At 39.9% G+C, this 16,986-nt stretch carries 14 protein-coding genes; 1 reads left to right on the top strand and 13 read right to left on the bottom strand.

The features are described 5' to 3' along the window. Nucleotides 1-360 precede the first annotated feature (360 nt). The 8 genes from RMX89_RS26485 to RMX89_RS26450 all read right to left on the bottom strand — a co-directional run bounded on the left by RMX89_RS26485 (nt 361) and on the right by RMX89_RS26450 (nt 6,935). Nucleotides 361-537 carry a hypothetical protein gene (locus RMX89_RS26485; RefSeq protein WP_322691019.1) on the bottom strand — a complete coding sequence of 59 codons (177 nt, stop codon included), beginning with the start codon at nt 535-537 and terminating at the stop codon, nt 361-363. A gap of 324 nt (nt 538-861) precedes the next feature. Beyond that, entirely contained in the window at nt 862-1,620 is a 759-nt protein-coding gene (locus tag RMX89_RS26480; RefSeq protein WP_322691018.1) for a YebC/PmpR family DNA-binding transcriptional regulator, read from the bottom strand. 419 nt (nt 1,621-2,039) lie between these two features. Further along, nucleotides 2,040-3,608: a metallophosphoesterase gene (locus RMX89_RS26475; protein ID WP_322691017.1), complete on the bottom strand. Its 1,569-nt coding sequence runs from the start codon at nt 3,606-3,608 to the stop codon at nt 2,040-2,042. 253 nt (nt 3,609-3,861) lie between these two features. Beyond that, nucleotides 3,862-4,287, bottom strand: coding sequence for a type II toxin-antitoxin system VapC family toxin (locus RMX89_RS26470; protein ID WP_322691016.1), 426 nt, complete (start codon nt 4,285-4,287; stop codon nt 3,862-3,864). Nucleotides 4,288-4,294: 7 nt separating this feature from the next. After that, nucleotides 4,295-4,510 carry a hypothetical protein gene (locus RMX89_RS26465; RefSeq protein WP_322691015.1) on the bottom strand — a complete coding sequence of 72 codons (216 nt, stop codon included), beginning with the start codon at nt 4,508-4,510 and terminating at the stop codon, nt 4,295-4,297. Between the two features lie 126 nt (nt 4,511-4,636). Then, on the bottom strand, nt 4,637-5,851 hold the full coding sequence (locus RMX89_RS26460) for a damage-control phosphatase ARMT1 family protein (protein WP_322691021.1): 1,215 nt from the start codon (nt 5,849-5,851) through the stop codon (nt 4,637-4,639). A 203-nt stretch (nt 5,852-6,054) separates the two neighbouring features. Continuing rightward, nucleotides 6,055-6,456 (bottom strand): hypothetical protein, encoded by a 402-nt coding sequence (locus tag RMX89_RS26455; protein ID WP_322691014.1) that lies wholly within the window; start codon nt 6,454-6,456, stop codon nt 6,055-6,057. Nucleotides 6,457-6,710: 254 nt separating this feature from the next. Further along, nucleotides 6,711-6,935, bottom strand: coding sequence for a hypothetical protein (locus tag RMX89_RS26450; protein ID WP_322691013.1), 225 nt, complete (start codon nt 6,933-6,935; stop codon nt 6,711-6,713). A 577-nt stretch (nt 6,936-7,512) separates the two neighbouring features. On the opposite strand from RMX89_RS26450, the gene RMX89_RS26445 reads away from it, so the two are divergent. Further along, nucleotides 7,513-7,797, top strand: a complete 285-nt coding sequence (locus RMX89_RS26445; protein ID WP_322672210.1) for a DUF427 domain-containing protein — start codon at nt 7,513-7,515, stop codon at nt 7,795-7,797. A gap of 141 nt (nt 7,798-7,938) precedes the next feature. On the opposite strand, the gene RMX89_RS26440 is transcribed toward RMX89_RS26445, so the two are convergent. The 5 genes from RMX89_RS26440 to RMX89_RS26420 all read right to left on the bottom strand — a co-directional run bounded on the left by RMX89_RS26440 (nt 7,939) and on the right by RMX89_RS26420 (nt 16,815). Next, nucleotides 7,939-8,868 carry a hypothetical protein gene (locus RMX89_RS26440; RefSeq protein WP_322691012.1) on the bottom strand — a complete coding sequence of 310 codons (930 nt, stop codon included), beginning with the start codon at nt 8,866-8,868 and terminating at the stop codon, nt 7,939-7,941. 83 nt (nt 8,869-8,951) lie between these two features. Continuing rightward, complete coding sequence (locus RMX89_RS26435; RefSeq protein WP_322691011.1) at nt 8,952-9,527, bottom strand: Uma2 family endonuclease; 576 nt, start codon at nt 9,525-9,527, stop codon at nt 8,952-8,954. Nucleotides 9,528-10,049: 522 nt separating this feature from the next. After that, complete coding sequence (locus RMX89_RS26430; RefSeq protein ID WP_322691020.1) at nt 10,050-12,959, bottom strand: HEAT repeat domain-containing protein; 2,910 nt, start codon at nt 12,957-12,959, stop codon at nt 10,050-10,052. Between the two features lie 156 nt (nt 12,960-13,115). Next, nucleotides 13,116-13,556: a hypothetical protein gene (locus RMX89_RS26425; protein WP_322691010.1), complete on the bottom strand. Its 441-nt coding sequence runs from the start codon at nt 13,554-13,556 to the stop codon at nt 13,116-13,118. A 238-nt stretch (nt 13,557-13,794) separates the two neighbouring features. Then, nucleotides 13,795-16,815, bottom strand: coding sequence for a hybrid sensor histidine kinase/response regulator (locus tag RMX89_RS26420; protein WP_322691009.1), 3,021 nt, complete (start codon nt 16,813-16,815; stop codon nt 13,795-13,797). Nucleotides 16,816-16,986 lie beyond the last annotated feature (171 nt).

Raw genomic sequence — 16,986 nt, 5'->3', positions numbered from 1 at the left:
CTCTTATTCAGAAAGTAGATTATCACATTTTGGTATTAGTGGGATAGGTTCATGATATCTGTCGCTGACTTTCGGACATCGGGTTGAAGCAAACGCTCCTCCAACTCACGAAAAAGTGATTCTTCTAAATAGTCTGTTTTCATATATGTTTTGAAGACTAAATTGAATGGTAGCAGATAGGATTAGGCGATCGCTTTGAACTTTGATTTTTATAAGCTCGCACCCTTGAGCAGTTAATAAAAAAACCCGCTGTTGGTAGGGATTCCAGCGGGGTTAAATAATACAGTTATCTTTTCAGAGAAACCAACACTAAACTTGATTACAGAACTACTAGAAACTTTTACGACTAATAGTAACTATTTATAAGTGTTTATGAACTACTTTTTTAGCATGATGCTTGTGATGTTTAGTATGATGAACTTTAGCAGATTTTACGCTAGGATGATGGATAGTTTTAGCTTGAGCTTGAGATGCAAAAGCGGTTACAGGTGCAGCAAAAATTAGAGCCAAAAGTAAAGCTTTAGCGAACTTATTCACTTGAAAAATCCTCATTAGGTAATCAACAATTTAACTATCCAATAGAGGTATGTCATAAGTTTGTAATTGAGATGAACCTTTCATGTCTATTTTTACATTCGTCAAATATAGGATTTACGTCAATACTGTTCGGGTAAGACAAGAGACGCGATGAATCGCCGTCTCTACAAGCTAAAGTTTTCATCAAAAAGCTTAATTGAATCCTATGGGCTGACATGGAATACTTAGCTAAAAAATACTTGCTGGTATTTCAATCTTAAATGTAACAATCTGGACATCATCCAAATAGCTGTAATTTAGTTATAATACTTGGGTTAATTTTGATTAAGAAATGGTAATAGACATCAATTCTTCTGATATTTCAAAGTTAGCTGTGACATTTTGCACGTCATCCAAACCTTCTAGAGTATCAATTAACTTGAAAAGCGATCGCGCCCGATTGGGATCGGTAACTTCTACACTATTACTAGGAATCCAGCGCAATTCGGCATCAGTTACTTTAAAGCCTTGATTTTTGAGTGTCTGGCTAAGGGTTTCTAAATTTGCTATGTAAGTAAATACCTCAGCCATCTCATCTTCAATCATCTCATAAGACTGGGCACCGCCTTCGAGTGATGCTTCTAAAAGCTGTTCTTCGTCAACTACACCCTGCACAACACAAACGCCTTTTTGTTTAAACATCCAGCTAACGCAACCTGTTTCACCAAGATTGCCACCATTTTTACTAAAAGCTACACGCAAGTCAGCAGCAGTGCGATTGCGATTATCTGTGAGGGCTTCGATTAAAATCGCTACACCACTAGGCCCATAACCTTCGTAGCGAATCGCTTCAAAAGTAGCACTATCGCCGCCAAAAGTGCCTGCACCTTTAGCGATCGCTCGTTCAATATTATCATTGGGAATACTCGCAGCCTTAGCCTTGTCAACTGCTGTGCGAAGTTGAAAATTCAGCGCCGGATCTGGGACGCCGCTTCTAGCCGCAACGATAATCGCCCTGGATAACTGAGTGAAGGTTTTTCCCTTTTTTGCATCTACTAACGCTTTCTGGCGCTTAATATTTGCCCATTTACTATGTCCTGCCATAATTTGAGACGATCGTAACTCTATTCAAGATTAGGATATACCTAGCTTTTATCTGAATGCAAAGGTGCATTTGGTAAAAGTTCGCTAAGATGCAGCACTAAGATTTGATTTTCAAGTGAGATGAAAAATGTGTAGTTCAATAGACCTGCCTTAAAAATAGGGACTGGGGACTGGGAACTGGGGACTGGGGACTGGGGACTGGGAACTGGGAACTGGGGACTGGGGACTGGGAACTGGGGAAGAGATATTTTTATTGTTCCTTGTGAGTTCCACTCATGGGTCTCTTGCAAAAAAGACTGTTGCAAGAGTTGGGAAAAGGAAAAAGGTTAAAGGGGAAGGGGATAGCACAAAACCTTTACCCTTTCCCCCTTCTCCTTTTCCCGACAAATGCCAAGAAGTCTAATTACTTCGCATCTCGTTTAGATCGCAAAAGGTTCCAGTTCCGTGTTATGCCACTCTTGTTCAAACCGTTCAGTAATCAACGGTCTGATGATAAACTTGGGCGGGCTACCATCTTGAACATCAATCCGCACACATGAATAAGGCAGTCGGTTCTGGAAATTGTAGTTATGACGGCCCACAAATAACGTTGAATCCGCAACTTTCCGAGTGGGTTTACCTGCAATCTCAGCAAAAGTTTCCATCAATTCAGTCCCTTCTCGCCGTTGATAGCGGGGACGATGACCGCTTCCACCAGAGATAATACAGTTAATATGCGAGTCTGCAAATCCGGTGTCAGTTGTGCAAAGATGCTCTAAACAGTGAGCGTGACCGTTTAAAATCAAATCGACTATGGGACGTTCTTTAATTAGAGTACCAAGACTTTCTGACACTTGTTCAAACACCCAGCGCAAACGGTGACGAACCGCCAAGGTTTGTGCCTGATTCCACTTGGTAGCTTCTGTGACGTAGGGAGGATGGTGGAAAAAGATTACACGTCCGCGCACTTCGGAGGTGTTCCAAGATTCGATTAGTCTGCTTCGCAACCATTCAAGTTGTTCAAAATCGATCGCAGGCATTTGATGAGATGCTAGTTGTTTTTCAATGTCGATTTTGATTTCGTTTATTTGGTCTAATTTGGCACTAAGGTCATCCAGTTGTTCCGCTTCGGTGGGTTTATCTGGGTTGAGGCGATTATATATTCCCAAAATCTCCAATTCTTCTCGATCTATTTCTTGGCGACGCTTTTGTAATTCCCGACGGTAAATTTCCCCCTCTTGAGTTGCAGGTAATGGTGATGGTGTATTAAAGGTATTAGAATCCAGTGCAAAAAAGTCAATCCCGCCGTAACGAAAGGTGTAATAGCGATTGGGTAAACGGGTAAATTGTCCAGGTTCATAACGCAAACAGCGCCCTGTGTCAGTCTTAGCAGTGTAGTGCCGATCTAAATGGCGTTCTAATTCTTGTGGAGACATCGCCTGGGTGTAGTCCATAAATGCTCGTGCATAAGCATTACCTTGATACGATCCATGCCAGCCAATCTCGATGTCTTTGTAGCGGAACAGACGACGCAGTGACGATGTTGTGCCAGTAAATAAACGGTACATCAAAGGTACATCGTAGTAATCATGATTACCAAGTACTGGCAAAAACGGCAGATTAAACACCATACGGTCATAAGGAATGCTTTTCGGGTTGTCACCACCGACAAGAAATTCCCGGTAAGGCTCAATAAAGTTTGTTGAATAATATTCTTGGGAACCCACCACATAGATGACATCGCCAGTATGCAACACAAAGCTGCAATCATCGCGGTGAGTTAGCATCAGTTCGGCAACTTTTCGTTGGGGGTGGTGTCGAGAATGAGATTTAGTACCGGAATCGCCGATAACCATAAAGGAAAATTCTGGATTATCCTGCCTGCGATCGTCAATAACTAGACTGGTTTGGTCAATTCCCCGTTGCACAAAACTTGGATGCATCCACCGCACCCGTTCCTTCATCTTTTGAATTTTCACAGGAATCGGTGGATCGGAAATCAATTTCATGGCTAATAACTCTTGAATGCCTAACGCACACGCCGATTGTAACGAAATATTTAATTGTCATTTGTTATTTGTCATTTGTCATTTGTCATTTGTCATTTGTGAATAACCAATGCCCTTAATGAGTGCTGAGTCTTGAGTGCTGTTAGCAGATAGCTATGGTTTAGCGCTTGCTGAGTGGGAATCTCACTTTTTTTACTCGCAACTTGGAACTGTTTTGCCCAATGCCCAATGCCCAATGCCCAATGCCCAATCTTTAAGGCAAATTTTCTCGCAGTAATGCTCGAAAGCCTGCTTGTTGAAAATGCTCATCGGCTGTCAGTGCTTCAGTGATGCCGCTATATTGCATAACAATAAAAGATACGCAATCGATAAATCCCCATTCTTTCTCTGTTCGTTCGCGATATAGCTGAAAAGCACGTTCGTAGAGTTCTTGGGAAAGGGGAACAATTTCTACTTTGGAATCTGCTACTAGAGAATTTAATAATATGATTGCCGCCTGACGATAAGGTTGTTGGGATAAGGCATTGCCAATTTCCAACATCACCGCCTGTGTTGTCACCAAACGAGTTTCTGCTGTTTGTAACATTTTAGCCAGATGTAAGGCTCGGTCATGCAAGCGATCGCTCGGTGCAGATAAGGCAATGGCAAATGATGTATCCAGAAAGACTTCAGAATGCATGAAAAGTTTATTTACTGTATAAATATTTATCTATATTGGCAGACCAGTTAGATGGCCCTTCGAGGTTGAGCGATCGCGCCGTTTGCAAAAATGATACCGTTTCCTGTTCGCTGGGCGGTAAAATTTCAATACTGATTCGCACGCGGGTATTAATTGGCAGTGCGATCGGTTCAGCCGGATAGAACACTTGGCCATTAAACACAGCTGTGATTTTTTCTACCATTTTCCTTAGAAAGTTTTTCTAGTCTATCCTAAGCTGGTTGTGGTGATACGGGTAGGGTAAACGACCCCATAAATAGTGAAGATACGTATACTTGTCTTACAAATTATCTCGATTTTTCAAAATTGTCTAAATTACCAACTGAATCACACCCCACTGCCCATTTGTCAACCAAGAAGAGTCAGATTTGGCTACTTTCTCAATAACTTCTGGTTTTAAACCAACTGCTACTTCTGACTTTAGGGTGCGTAGAGCTACTATTGGCACGGGTAGGTAGCAGACTATATCTGCAATGTTGGTGGTAAAATTCCAATGACGATCGCCTAATAATCGGCGATAATTGGCATCTCCTTTGACTATAACCAAACTCGCATTGGCTAAATCATTTTTGAGGGAGTTGGGTATTTCCCAAAAGGCTAAAGGCGATGTCCAAAAGTAATCTTCAGATAGTATTAAATGCCCTGATGCAATATTGTCTTGCAGTCTTTGGGTAAAGGATGTAAGTTGTTGATTTCCACTAGCGGCTAAAAAACTTATTGTGTAATGTACATCCTTAATCATGGCATCAGATACAAAAGTCGGATGTGGCTTTAAGTGTAGGTAAACCCGATCGGCCAGTCCGCTATTTAATAAAAAATCTACTAAACATAAATCACAAACAAGTTCAAAACCAGCATTATCTACAACAAAATCAATCCGTCCCCCTTGAGAGTTGATTAATAATTCCGTGACTTGGGAGGCATCATTTACTAAGATGTGAGCTAGTTGGGTTTGAATATCAAAACGACTGCGATCGCTCTCGGATGCTGACCATAAACTCAAGTCAACTCGATTTCCCCACAAAGCAAAATATAACAGTGATATTAAAGCTGTTTGATTTGATTCTCCCTTCAGTTGAGAATTATTTAACCAATTGTTAGACCGATCGCACAATAGAATAATCGAATCCAAAGATGCTTCTAAACTTTGAGACTTTTGTAACTCAAATGGATCGACACCTTGCGATACACCAGGGCGAAAATAATTAGTAATTTCTATAATCAACCGAAAAAAATAAGTTTCGGCAAAAAACCAAGGAACATCTAGCCAACGCTGACCTTTGTAGAATTCTAAATATGTATTCCAGGCTGAAAAATCTACAGCAGTCTTATCAAAAAGAGGTTGCACATATCCTGCTGGCAATTCTTTTGCCAGATTTTCTAAGCTGGTATTAATTTCAGACGAGAAATTATTTTCAGCGATAACTTTGCGAGCGATCGCAGGCATTCGTTGAGTAACTGTAAACTCAGTAAAAGAACCAACTTCTGACCCCAAAAGAGACGGTGGTATGGGTAATTTGGGCATGTGGAATATATTCGCCACAAACTTTGATTTTCCTCATCTTTTCAGTTATTCTAACTCCGTATGCGACTTTCTTTCAAATTTAATCAACTCAAAAGCGGCATAAATCGCCGTCAAGACAAAGACTGATTATTGTCTTGACGGCGATTTATCGCGTCTAAAATTATAGAGAGATGCAAAGATTGATTCCAGCACCCCTAAATTGTCTATTGTGAATCATTAGTATCGCCAAATGATTTCATCTGTAACTCGACTGCGTTGACGTAACCTCGATCGTTCAAAACTTCCGCTGGTAACTTATTAGCTCTGATAGCAGCTTTAACCACATCTTTTGCAGTCAAGTATCCGGTTTGGTATCTGAATAACAAAGTGCCCCCACTGGGAATACCCTGCTCTCTTAAATAACCTTGATAAGCGAGAAAGGCAATATTGAAGGGTTGCAGATATTTAGCATCTGTAGGGTTTTTACGAAAAGTATTAGAGTTGACATCTGTATTTATTTGTTCACCGCCATTGTTAGTATTAACTGTTTGAGCGCCTGCAATTCCAGGTATAAAAGCAATAGAAGTAATGATAAGCGCAGAATTGAGCAAGGTTGTGAATTTCATGATTTTATCTGTAGTAGAGATTAATTAGTGTTTTCAATGAAAAAAGTATTATTTCTTATGATTTTGAAGCTTTTATAATTAACCCATCATACTTGTTGATTTATTACTCACATATTTAAGTAAAATAATTTTCTAAAAATTTTAAAAAATCATTAAGAGAAGTATTACAAGTTAAAAATGGAGTATTTTGGGAACAAAACTGTAATTAATCAAACGCTCGAAGCTAAATCTCAAAAGCACAGAAGTAACTTAGCTCATTTAAAATTCCCAAAACCCATCATGTAATAGGCAATAGAAGCAGTATCAAAAGGTTTGAGATAATTGACATTTGTGGAATAGCTAAGAGAAGTTTCAGAGTTGACGGCTGTGTTTATTGATGGGCTATTGTGATTCTTGGAGCGATGAAAGCAAGTAATTTTAGGCATAGAATTAATCCAAGCAATAATATGTGCAGATTTTAGCGAGTTTGTGAATTTCATAGAGTTATCCTCAATTAGAACAAAGTGTAATTGCAATCAGTATTCTCTAGTAATAGAGTCCACTGTTTTATTAATCTCAATCTTTTAAGTTCAGTTCATCTGATGGGTAATTAAAAAATTACCCAAACGGATTAATCAAATTCACCCAAGTTGGATAAATTGAACATTCGAGAAAGTTTAATCAGAACTGAAAAGAGCCAAAGATATGCTAAATAAAATCCTTAACTGACAAGTATTTATAGAATATGCGTTAGCGTAGTTTGCACTTCGACAAATCGCTTACTCACATATCTAGATTTTTTTACTTGACGCTATCAACCGAAGTCTAACTTTGTTTTGGCTAATAAACTTTCCATACCAATATGCTAGAAAATCTTGATAATGGAAGCAAATGCTTTTAATTCTCAATTTGATAAATAAAAGTGATTGCAATTAATTTATAGAGGAAAATCCTGTAACTCATAGCCTATTCGTGACTTCTGAACTATTTTGTCAGCGTCACAGGTTCCATAAATTCACTACAAATAAGCTGATAGTGTAAAAATGTTATATGTATCGTTTATTTACAAAGTCATTTATGCCGAAAGCAATTTGGAATGGAGCTACTTTAGCCGAGAGTGATAATACTGTAGTTGTGGAAGGCAACCATTATTTTCCTGTTGACGCCATTAACAAGCAGTACTTTACTGAAAGCAACACCCACACTACTTGTGCTTGGAAAGGTGTTGCCAGTTACTACAGTATCGAAGTTGATGGGCAAGTCAACAAAGATGCTGCTTGGTATTATCCCAGCGCTAAGGAGAAGGCTAAGAATATTGAAGGTCATGTCGCCTTCTGGAAGGGTGTAAAAGTCGAGGCTTAATAAAGGTTCCTGGAAGTATTTTAGTTTCAGGGACATTAATATTACGTCCGGCTAATTGCCCATAAAATACTTAGCCCGCGCAGAGAGAATTCTAAGCGGGCTTCGTATTTAAACTATTTGCAAATTTATTTTAATACGTAATTATACCTTCGCCTTGCGAAATACTACTTGCTTTCTCTTCACTAGCCAAGCTAGACTACCAGCAAATATAGTACCAGCGATCGCACTTGGTTCGGATACTGGTTTCGATATAGTAGCACCAGGATTCAATATCAAAATATCAGAGTTGATAGTTATGTTGCCTGCTGCTCCTGAATTATGGCTACCACTGTTAATTTGCCCAGAATTGCCGTTGACTGTGCTGATAGGAATCGTTACCTGACTACCACTTATTACGACAACGTTATCGGCTGTAACAGTTAAAATACCTGCTGCTTCTGAATTATTGCTACTAGCCTTAATTCGCAGGCTACGAGTAGAGATAGTAAAAGCGCCGCTAGAACTAGTTAAATTGCCGCCGATGGTGATGCTATCAAGATCTGTTACATTACTATCATCGATTCCCGTTAGTCTACCATCGATCGCTAAATTCTCGCTGTTGATAGTGCTATTGATAAGTGTTAGGTTACTATCTATATTCACATTGTCGCTGCTAATGGTGCTATTGCTAAACGTTAGATTACTAGAATTATAAGCGTTGATATTACCAGCGATCGCAAGCCCAGAAAGTGTAACATTCGCGGCGTTAATGTCAAACACGGGGAAGTGATTATTGCTACTAATGGTAAGTAAGTTAGCACCTGGGCCATTAATAGTGAGATTTTTGGCAATCGCAAGTGCCCCACTTGTCAGGGTAATTGTACTAGGATTACTGCCCAATAAGAACTCTACCACGTCATTGTTACTTGCAATGTCGATGGTATCTCGCAACGAGCCAACGCCACTATCATTGAGATTATTAACCACCAAGGTAGCAGCTTGTGCTGATTCCACTTGCATTATCACCAAACTCAGAGCAACGGCTGTAGAAATAGCTTGAGCAATAGCCTTTTTTTTATTGTTTTTTGTCACCGAAAACTCCTCGGATTAATTTTTCAAAATTCAAAAACTCTGAAATATTAGTCTTACATCTTATAATTGAATACTAATCATCTTTATGAATTAATTTTTGTTGGTTTTAGCCATGCAAAAACCTGCGTAACTGTTAAATTAAGTTGTAAAAATTCAGGTACAGGCAATACTTCGTCTCCAGTCATCTCTATAGGTTGCTGTCCTGGCAAAAATATTAATACTAAGCGTTCATCTGGATCGATCAACCACCCTAATCGAGTGCCATGTTTTAGACAGTGAAGAATATTTATAATTACCTTGGTTGTATTCTGTTCTGGTGAAAGAATTTCAATTGTCCAATCAGGATAAATTCCAAAGGTATTTTCAATTTCTCCATTAACATCAAAGGGAATCCGTTCCCAAGCAAATACACTCACGTCTGGGACAATCGAACGTCCGCCAAACGTACAGCGTAATTCTGGAAAAGCCAAGGCAATTTCTTGTTCTTCAGCAATTTGGTTAATTGCATTACAAAGTTTTAGTTGTAGCCGGGAATGTTTGCCTTGTGGCATTGGTTTCTGGTAGATACGATGACTGTCTATAAATTCACTAGCAGGCTTGGTTTCTGGCAGTTTGAGGAACTCTGCTAAGGAGATTGATTTGTGCAGCGTGGGTGTCATAGCTGTGCAAATGCCATATTTGATTGGAATCTTAGCATTTTCTATCCTTGGATTTTAGGGAATGAGCCTATTCTCCTTGATATTGCTGCTTACCTAAAAATAGCTGTCAGGTGTGGTTAGGACTTATATTGATAAGTTTTACTTAAGCTGTGATAACGATCGCATAAGCATTTGCCCCAAATAGATAAGCTCTGGTAACGAAACAAGTTAATTGATAAGCTTTGCTTAAGCGTTGTTAATGATCGCATAAGTTTTGTCACAAAAACATAAGCGTTCTGAACGAAACAACTTGTCTTGTTAACGAACGGACAAGTTTTTGTTACCAACGGATAAGCGTTCTGAACGAAACAACTTGTGTTCTTAACGAACGGACAAGTCTTCGTTAACAACGGATAAGTGTTCTGAACGAAACAACTTGTGTTGTTAACGAATGGACAAGCTGTGGTAACGACAACAACTTTATTCTTAACGTCCGCTTCTGTGTTGGTAACGAATGGACAATCTGTTGTTACCACGGAAACTTCATTTGTAACGTTGCAGTTGCAAAAACACCCAAATTATTGTGAAGAGGATTCTCTTTAAGCTTTGCATCGCACGAGTAGCAACATTATACTTATTCCAAGCTTTATAGAAATTGGGGTAAGGCATATTCTGGGCGCATTCCCAGGCTAAATTGTAGTATTCACCATACAATAGCCAATAACCACTTAAAGCTTCGACTACCGCAATACGATGCTGATTATTCTGTATAATTTCCCCTAAGTTTTCTGCTACCTGCCTACGGGTGTTGTTATCCACAGTTGTTGATTGCAGCAGTTGCACTAAGGTGATAATCGCTTTTTCGTTATCTGGATCGATTTGCTCTAAGCTTTTTGCTGCCTCCCAACGGATGGAGTAATTTACATGATTTGATTGCAGCAATTGTACCAAGGTGACGATTGCTTTTTTATTGTCTGGATCAATTTGCCCTAAGCTAGATGCTATCAGCATACGCGTGTAGTCATCTATACGATTAGATTGCAGCAGTTGCTCCAAAGCAGCGATCGTTTTTTTATCACTAAAGCCTATTTTTCCTAAGCTTTTTACCGCCTCCCAATAGATGAGGTCATCCACATCTATTGACTGCACCAGATTTACTAAAACAGTCATGGCTTTTTGGTTACCACAACCAATCTCTCCTAAGCTTTTAACGGCTTGCCAACGGGTGAAGATATGTATATCTGTTGACTTCACCAGATTTACCAAAGTGGTGATTGCTTTTTCATTGCCTGGGTCAATTAGTCCTAAGCTTTCGGCTGCTTCCCAAGGGCTATTTGTCTTTGTTGACTCCAATAATTGCACCAAAACAGCGATAACTTGTTCATTGCTTGGGTCAATTTGCCATAAGCATTCTGCCGCCAACCTACGGATGTTCTCATAGTAAATTTCAAATGGCAATAAAAACTTTGTTGCCATATGCCTAGTGGGTTCATCTATATATATTTTTCTAAATTGTTGCACTGAATCTGTTGATGCCAGGAGATTTACTAAAGCAGCGATCGCTTGTTCATTGCCTGGGTCAATTTGCCCTAAGCTATGAGCAGCCAGCCCACAGGTGAAATAATGCATATAGATTCGTCCTGGTGCAAGCAAATTTATCTCATGGCTAATGGAATCCACATCTGCTGATTCCAACAGTTGCACCAGAGCCGAGATCGCTTTTTTATTGCCTGGATCAATTGCCCATAAGCTCACTGCTGCTTGTCCACGGGTACGCTCATCTAAATTTGTTGACTTTAATAATTGCTCCAAGGCAGTGATTGTTTGTTTATTGCCAATGCCAATTTGCCCTAAGCTGTAAGCAGCCTGCAAACGAGTATTTTCATGTGCATATGTTGACTCCAGGAGTTGTATTAAGGCCATAATAGCTTTTGTGCGTTCCGTTTCGCGCACTGCCGTTTTTGCTTCTTTCTCAATCGGATCAAGAAATGTTACCCACTTCTGTTTTTGAGTTTTAAAATAACCAAAGCCCCATTTAACGATTTGGTTTACTATTTCATCTGTTCGGGAACAATGTCCAAACTCGGCTATTCCCGCAGCAGCTATTAAATAGGCTTGATACTCATAGAACCCCTTATCTACTTTTCTCCTCTGCCAATTTCCACATCCATCATCAAATTCTACTAATGTTTGAATAAACGCTTCTTTCTGCTCCTGAGCTAAATTTTCACGTCCTAACCAAAGTAAGATTATTTGCTTCCATTGCGGCTCAAAGATGCGATAAGTTCCTTGACTGGGATTTTTGGGAACATGGTTGAGAAAGAAATGCCAGTCATCAATTGCTTTAGCAGCAAAGTACTCTTGAAACGAAGCATGAAAGAAAGCGTAAACAGGTTTTCTATTTATATTTATCCCTACACAGTTCAGCCAACCGCTATTTAGTGCCAATTTCAATAGCGAATTTTCATCATCAACATCGCCCAAAAACTGACTAACAAAATCTTGTCGCAAGCGAAAACGGGTAGCTTCTTTGTCTGTTGCTGCTTTGGCTAATTCCCCTAGTTTGATATTGAGTCGTTGACGCTGTTCAGATGTTGTAGAAAATTCATCTTTTTTCCATTTGTAGAAGTCATCAACAAATTGCTGATATAGTCCCGCTTGAGTATCGGGTAACTTGCCATCTCCTGATTGCCAATTGAAGCACAACAGCGTCAACCGCAGAGGATTTTTCACTAAATCCTGAATCCGTTCCTTACCTGATTCTTTCAAAGCAGTGCATAACTGCTTTCCAGTTTTGGGAATAGCAGCAAACCATTTGTGAATAAATCTCTCTACCTGTTGTGGATAAGAAAAATTTAAACTGCGATAAATATCAAAATCATCAAGTGCATTAATACTGCCATCCCACAGGTTAACTCGACAAGTCAAGACAATTCGCGCTTGAGAAATTAACCCTGCGTTACGGAATTGCCGTGCAATTTCTGTTAGAGGATTACCTGAAGATGCGGACATTTCATCTAACCCATCTAGCAGCAACCAGACATTATTTTGATTAAATAGAGCAACAAAATCATTCTTCAGTTGCTTGGAGGCTTCGGCTTTACCTGTTTTCTCAGCTACCTGAGTCAACCAAATCTCGAATAAATAAGATTTTAGTTCCTGACCTCGCAAATCTGCTAAAGATACCCAAATGACAATTGACTGGTGAATCTCACGAGATACCCAATCAGCAATCTGCTGTAATAGTGTTGTCTTTCCTGCGCCTGGTTCACCAATAATCGCAATTCGCTTACCTTTACTTTTAGGTGTGTTCTGCTGTTTAAGAACTTCCTCAAGAAAAGCATCATGCTCAAATGTTTTGGTGATTTCTGTCTCTTTGTACAGTTCTGACCCCTGTTCTGGAGAAATATCACCTTGACGCTTCGATACTTTTTTGCGCTCAACTAATCCCAGTGGTACGTAAACATCATCAACTTGCAGGGCGACTCCCTCAGTTGATGTCAGAGGATTTGTAGTCAGCTTTTGCCGTTCTGCGAGTATTTCACGGCAGATTTCACGCCAGTTATCGGGAGTTAACTTTGTCCCATTCTCCCCTTGGGACGACTGTAGTCAAAAGTTGAAGTTATTAGTTTGATTATTTATCTGTCCTTGATTTACAACCCCAATTTTTTCTGCTAGCTGCGTCAGATTTTGAATAGTTGGCTGTTGAGACTTGAGAGTATTTTCGATTTCTTGAATTTTTTGAGTGAGTTTTGGCTCTGCTTTTGCTGCTGCTTCCACATCCACAACTGCTTGAGCAATTTCTGGGTCTGCGTCTGCTGCTGCTTTCAGTTCTAGCACTGCTTGACCATAATCTAAACGCTGCGGTTCATTTCCTTCTACAGCACTGGTGAGTAATGGCGATTTATTCTTTTGGCGGAGTAATCCGATTAACTTGCCACCTAGTGCCCATGTAGCATCACCAATGTTTTCGCCAATTTTCTCCTGTGCTTTAGTCCAAAGTGTAGTTGCGATCGCAGTAGCAACAGCCGTCAGTGTTACAGTTACCATAAATTCACTACAAATTGAATTGATATAGAAATTCTTTCAACTCACACAAATAGTATTACGCAAAAGCTGCGCGATTATTACTGACATAACTCACTTTTTAACCCGCGCAGGCGGGTTTTGTTTGTGTAGCCGTGACTTATAGTCACCAAGGCACCAAAAGTTAAAACAAATAGTGCATTAGCCTTTGGCATAACGCACCTAAGAAAATATCTAAAACCTAATTATGAATTAACAATTTTTAATTAGAAGCTGCCTGTTCTGCAACCGAATGAATTATTTCCTCCAGCGTTTGCAATAACTCTTGCTCATTATAAGGTTTAGAAAAGTAAGCCCGCGCCCCCAATTGCATAGCTAGTTGCCGATGTTTATTGCTGCTACGAGAAGTCAGCATTGCCACTGGAATATTTTTTGTATCCACGTCTGAATTTACCTTACCTAAAAAGCCATAACCATCAAGGCGAGGCATTTCAATATCGCAAATTACTGCCTCCACTTTTAATCCACTATGGAGTTTTTCTAAGGCATCTTGACCATCTTTAGCTTGTTCTACTTGATACCCTCCTTTTTCAAGAGTCAGAGCTAAAAAGCGGCGGACATTAATCGAATCATCTACGATTAAAATTGTGCCTTTCTGCTTAATAGATGCTGCTGATATTTTCTCTTCATCAAATATCAGGAACGGTGTTTTTAACCTTGCTGATGGTAATTGAGTTCCTCTCGGTGTCTTTTTATTTGTAGCAATCCAATACAGCAACTCATTAACATTAACTAATGGTACTACTCGACCATCACCGAGAATTGTACAATTGCTGAAGCCTTCAGGTAAGGGTATATTTCCTTCAACTTGGCGAATTGCAACTTCTTGTTCGCCCCAGCAACGATCTATTTGGATTGCGACTGGCTGATTATTACCTTTGACTACTAACACACTGTTAGTACTAATGGCTGCCGGAATTTCTAACTCTGCGCTATCGTAGCGTAGGCAATTAAACTCTAAATAACGAGTTAAGCGAATCAGTGGCAGCATGGTTCCTTGCCAATTTAAAACTTCGCTACCAGCCATTTCAAAAACTCGCTCGTCTTGGAGTAAAGATATTTCTGAAATGACATCTGTAGGAAATGCTAATAGAATTTTGTTGATTTCTACCAGCAAAACTCGCGCAACGGAAAGTGTAAACGGTACTGATAAAGTGAAGGTAGTACCAACTCCTGGTTCTGTATCAACTTTCACATCTCCTCGAATTAGTTTGAGGTTGTTGCGAACCACATCCATACCGACACCGCGGCCAGATAATGCTGTAACTTGCTCGGAGGTGGTAAAACCTGGTTCAAAAATTAGTGATAATAGTTCTTCATCACTAGCATTAGCGAGTAAAGAAGCATCCAATCCCATAGTTAGGGCGCGGGTGCGAATTTTCTCTAGAGAAATGCCCCAACCATCATCACGGATGGTGATGATGGTGCGATTACTGCGATGAGTAGCTGTAATTTCAATTAATCCTTGTTCTGGTTTTCCTAAAAGGCGACGCGTGGCAGAGTCTTCGATACCATGATCGAAAGCGTTCCTTAATAGGTGCATTAAAGGTTCGTTTAAAGCTTCTAAAATGCTGCGTTCAATTAAAGTGTTGCCACCTTCAATTTTTAACTGAACATTTTTGCCATACTCGACATTTAAATCGCGTAAAGCTCTGGGAAAACGTTCGATTAAATCAGACAGCGGTCGCATTCGGATGTGATTTAGCTTTGTTTGTAACTGTTTCGATGTTTTGTTTAGTTTACGAGCAATATGGTCTGTATCATCTACACTGAGTTGCACATCTGTTGTGACTTCCTGTACCTGAACAATGGTTTCCATAACTTCCTGCGATCGCAGGTTTAATTCGTTATAGCGATCCATTTCTAAGGCATCAAATTCTGTGTTCGTACCTTCTAATTGGTGGCCATTCTCAGCTTGTATCTGCGCCCCATTAAACATCGTAGCTTGAGTGGAAATCTTATCGGAGACTATACGTAATTCCTGGTTTTCGCGGTCGAGAACTTGAACTCGCTGGTTGAGGTTCCGAACGAGTTTGCGTAATCTTTCTAATTGCGAGTTTAAGCCATTTCGCTGAACAATCAGTTCGCCAAATAAATCATTAATTTGCTCTAGCTGTTTGCTAGGAACTCGGACGCTATTTTCATGAGTTTCTCGTTCTTTAGCAACGGCAACTGGCTCTCCTTTACCTTCGCTAAATTTACCATCTGGGGGATTCTCTTCTTTAGCAAATATTGTATTGTGTTCAGGTACATTGACAGCATTTACATCCTCAGCAAATTCTGCATCTACAAATGTAAAATTGGCTGCGATCGCTTCATCTTTCACCCAAGTTTCTGGAGTTATCTCTGCTTGCCAAACAGCTGTTGACGCTACTTCTGTGTCGATGACATCTGTGGGGAGAAGCTGTGGTATCACTTCTGCTGGTAATAGTGGCTGGGATTGCAAACTACTCAAGTCAATAGCTGTAGGTAAGTTATCTAGCTGATTTGTCAGCACCAAAGCTTGCGATCGCCGCCATGCTTGCAATGCTAACTGGGCAACTTCGGGAATGCGTTCTCTATTAACAGTTTCCAAATGCTGCGTTACCGACTCACAAAGCTTGCTAAAAGCTTGCAACTGAAGCATTTCTCCCAAACCGCCTAATTCAGCTGCCAGAATCGCAATATTTTCATGCAATCCGGCTTGTTCGCTATCTGCCAATATAGATTCTAGACGTTGCAAACACTCTTCTACTTCTGTGGCAAATAGCAAAGGAATAACGTCTTGCCCGTCCTCTGGGGATAGCATAGTTGAGGCATCTTCTGGGGTGGGGTCGCCCAAGCGATCGTGCAACTCATCGAAGATGGGATAACAAAAAGTTGCTAACCACTGATCTTCGACAACATTCCCTTCTGCAAGCAATTCTACAATTTGACGCAGCCAGTCAACTCCAGATAGCAATAAACTTTGCAACTGAGTATCGATTTCTAAAGAATTTTTTTTAGTTTTTAAAACTTTAAAGGAATCTTCCAGACGGTGAGATAAATCACTTAGCGATTTAAATCCCATCATCCCCGCACCACCTTTAATAGAATGAGTGGCCCGGAGTGCAGCATTGATTTTATCCAAATCGATACGGTTACTAGTATCGATTTCCAGCAATACCCCTTCTAAGGTATTTAAGTAATCCGTTGCTTCTTCCAGAAACTGCATCTGGATTTCTAATTCTTTGTCTTGTAGCATGGTTTTTGTCCTTAGTCATTGGTCATTGGTCATTGGTCATTGGTCATTAGTCATTAGTCATTAGTCATTAGTAAAAGGACAAAGGACAAATGACAACAGACAAATAACAAAAGTCATTCATCATTCATCACTAGCAAATCGCAAAGGACAAAGGACAAATGACAAATGACA

Source organism: Nostoc sp. DedSLP04 (assembly GCF_034530775.1).
Classification (GTDB): Bacteria; Cyanobacteriota; Cyanobacteriia; order Cyanobacteriales; family Nostocaceae; genus Nostoc.
The sequence above is the reverse complement of the archived record's forward strand: the minus strand, read 5'-3'. Positions and strand labels throughout refer to the sequence as shown.

Bases quoted from the DNA above. Each gene is read 5' to 3' on its own strand.
- RMX89_RS26480 (WP_322691018.1), bottom strand. From the start codon at position 1,620: ATGGCAGGACATAGTAAATGGGCAAATATTAAGCGCCAGAAAGCGTTA.
- RMX89_RS26475 (WP_322691017.1), bottom strand. From the start codon at position 3,608: ATGAAATTGATTTCCGATCCACCGATTCCTGTGAAAATTCAAAAGATG.
- RMX89_RS26470 (WP_322691016.1), bottom strand. From the start codon at position 4,287: ATGCATTCTGAAGTCTTTCTGGATACATCATTTGCCATTGCCTTATCT.
- RMX89_RS26465 (WP_322691015.1), bottom strand. From the start codon at position 4,510: ATGGTAGAAAAAATCACAGCTGTGTTTAATGGCCAAGTGTTCTATCCG.
- RMX89_RS26460 (WP_322691021.1), bottom strand. From the start codon at position 5,851: ATGCCCAAATTACCCATACCACCGTCTCTTTTGGGGTCAGAAGTTGGT.
- RMX89_RS26455 (WP_322691014.1), bottom strand. From the start codon at position 6,456: ATGAAATTCACAACCTTGCTCAATTCTGCGCTTATCATTACTTCTATT.
- RMX89_RS26450 (WP_322691013.1), bottom strand. From the start codon at position 6,935: ATGAAATTCACAAACTCGCTAAAATCTGCACATATTATTGCTTGGATT.
- RMX89_RS26445 (WP_322672210.1), top strand. From the start codon at position 7,513: ATGCCGAAAGCAATTTGGAATGGAGCTACTTTAGCCGAGAGTGATAAT.
- RMX89_RS26435 (WP_322691011.1), bottom strand. From the start codon at position 9,527: ATGACACCCACGCTGCACAAATCAATCTCCTTAGCAGAGTTCCTCAAA.
- RMX89_RS26425 (WP_322691010.1), bottom strand. From the start codon at position 13,556: ATGGTAACTGTAACACTGACGGCTGTTGCTACTGCGATCGCAACTACA.
- RMX89_RS26420 (WP_322691009.1), bottom strand. From the start codon at position 16,815: ATGCTACAAGACAAAGAATTAGAAATCCAGATGCAGTTTCTGGAAGAA.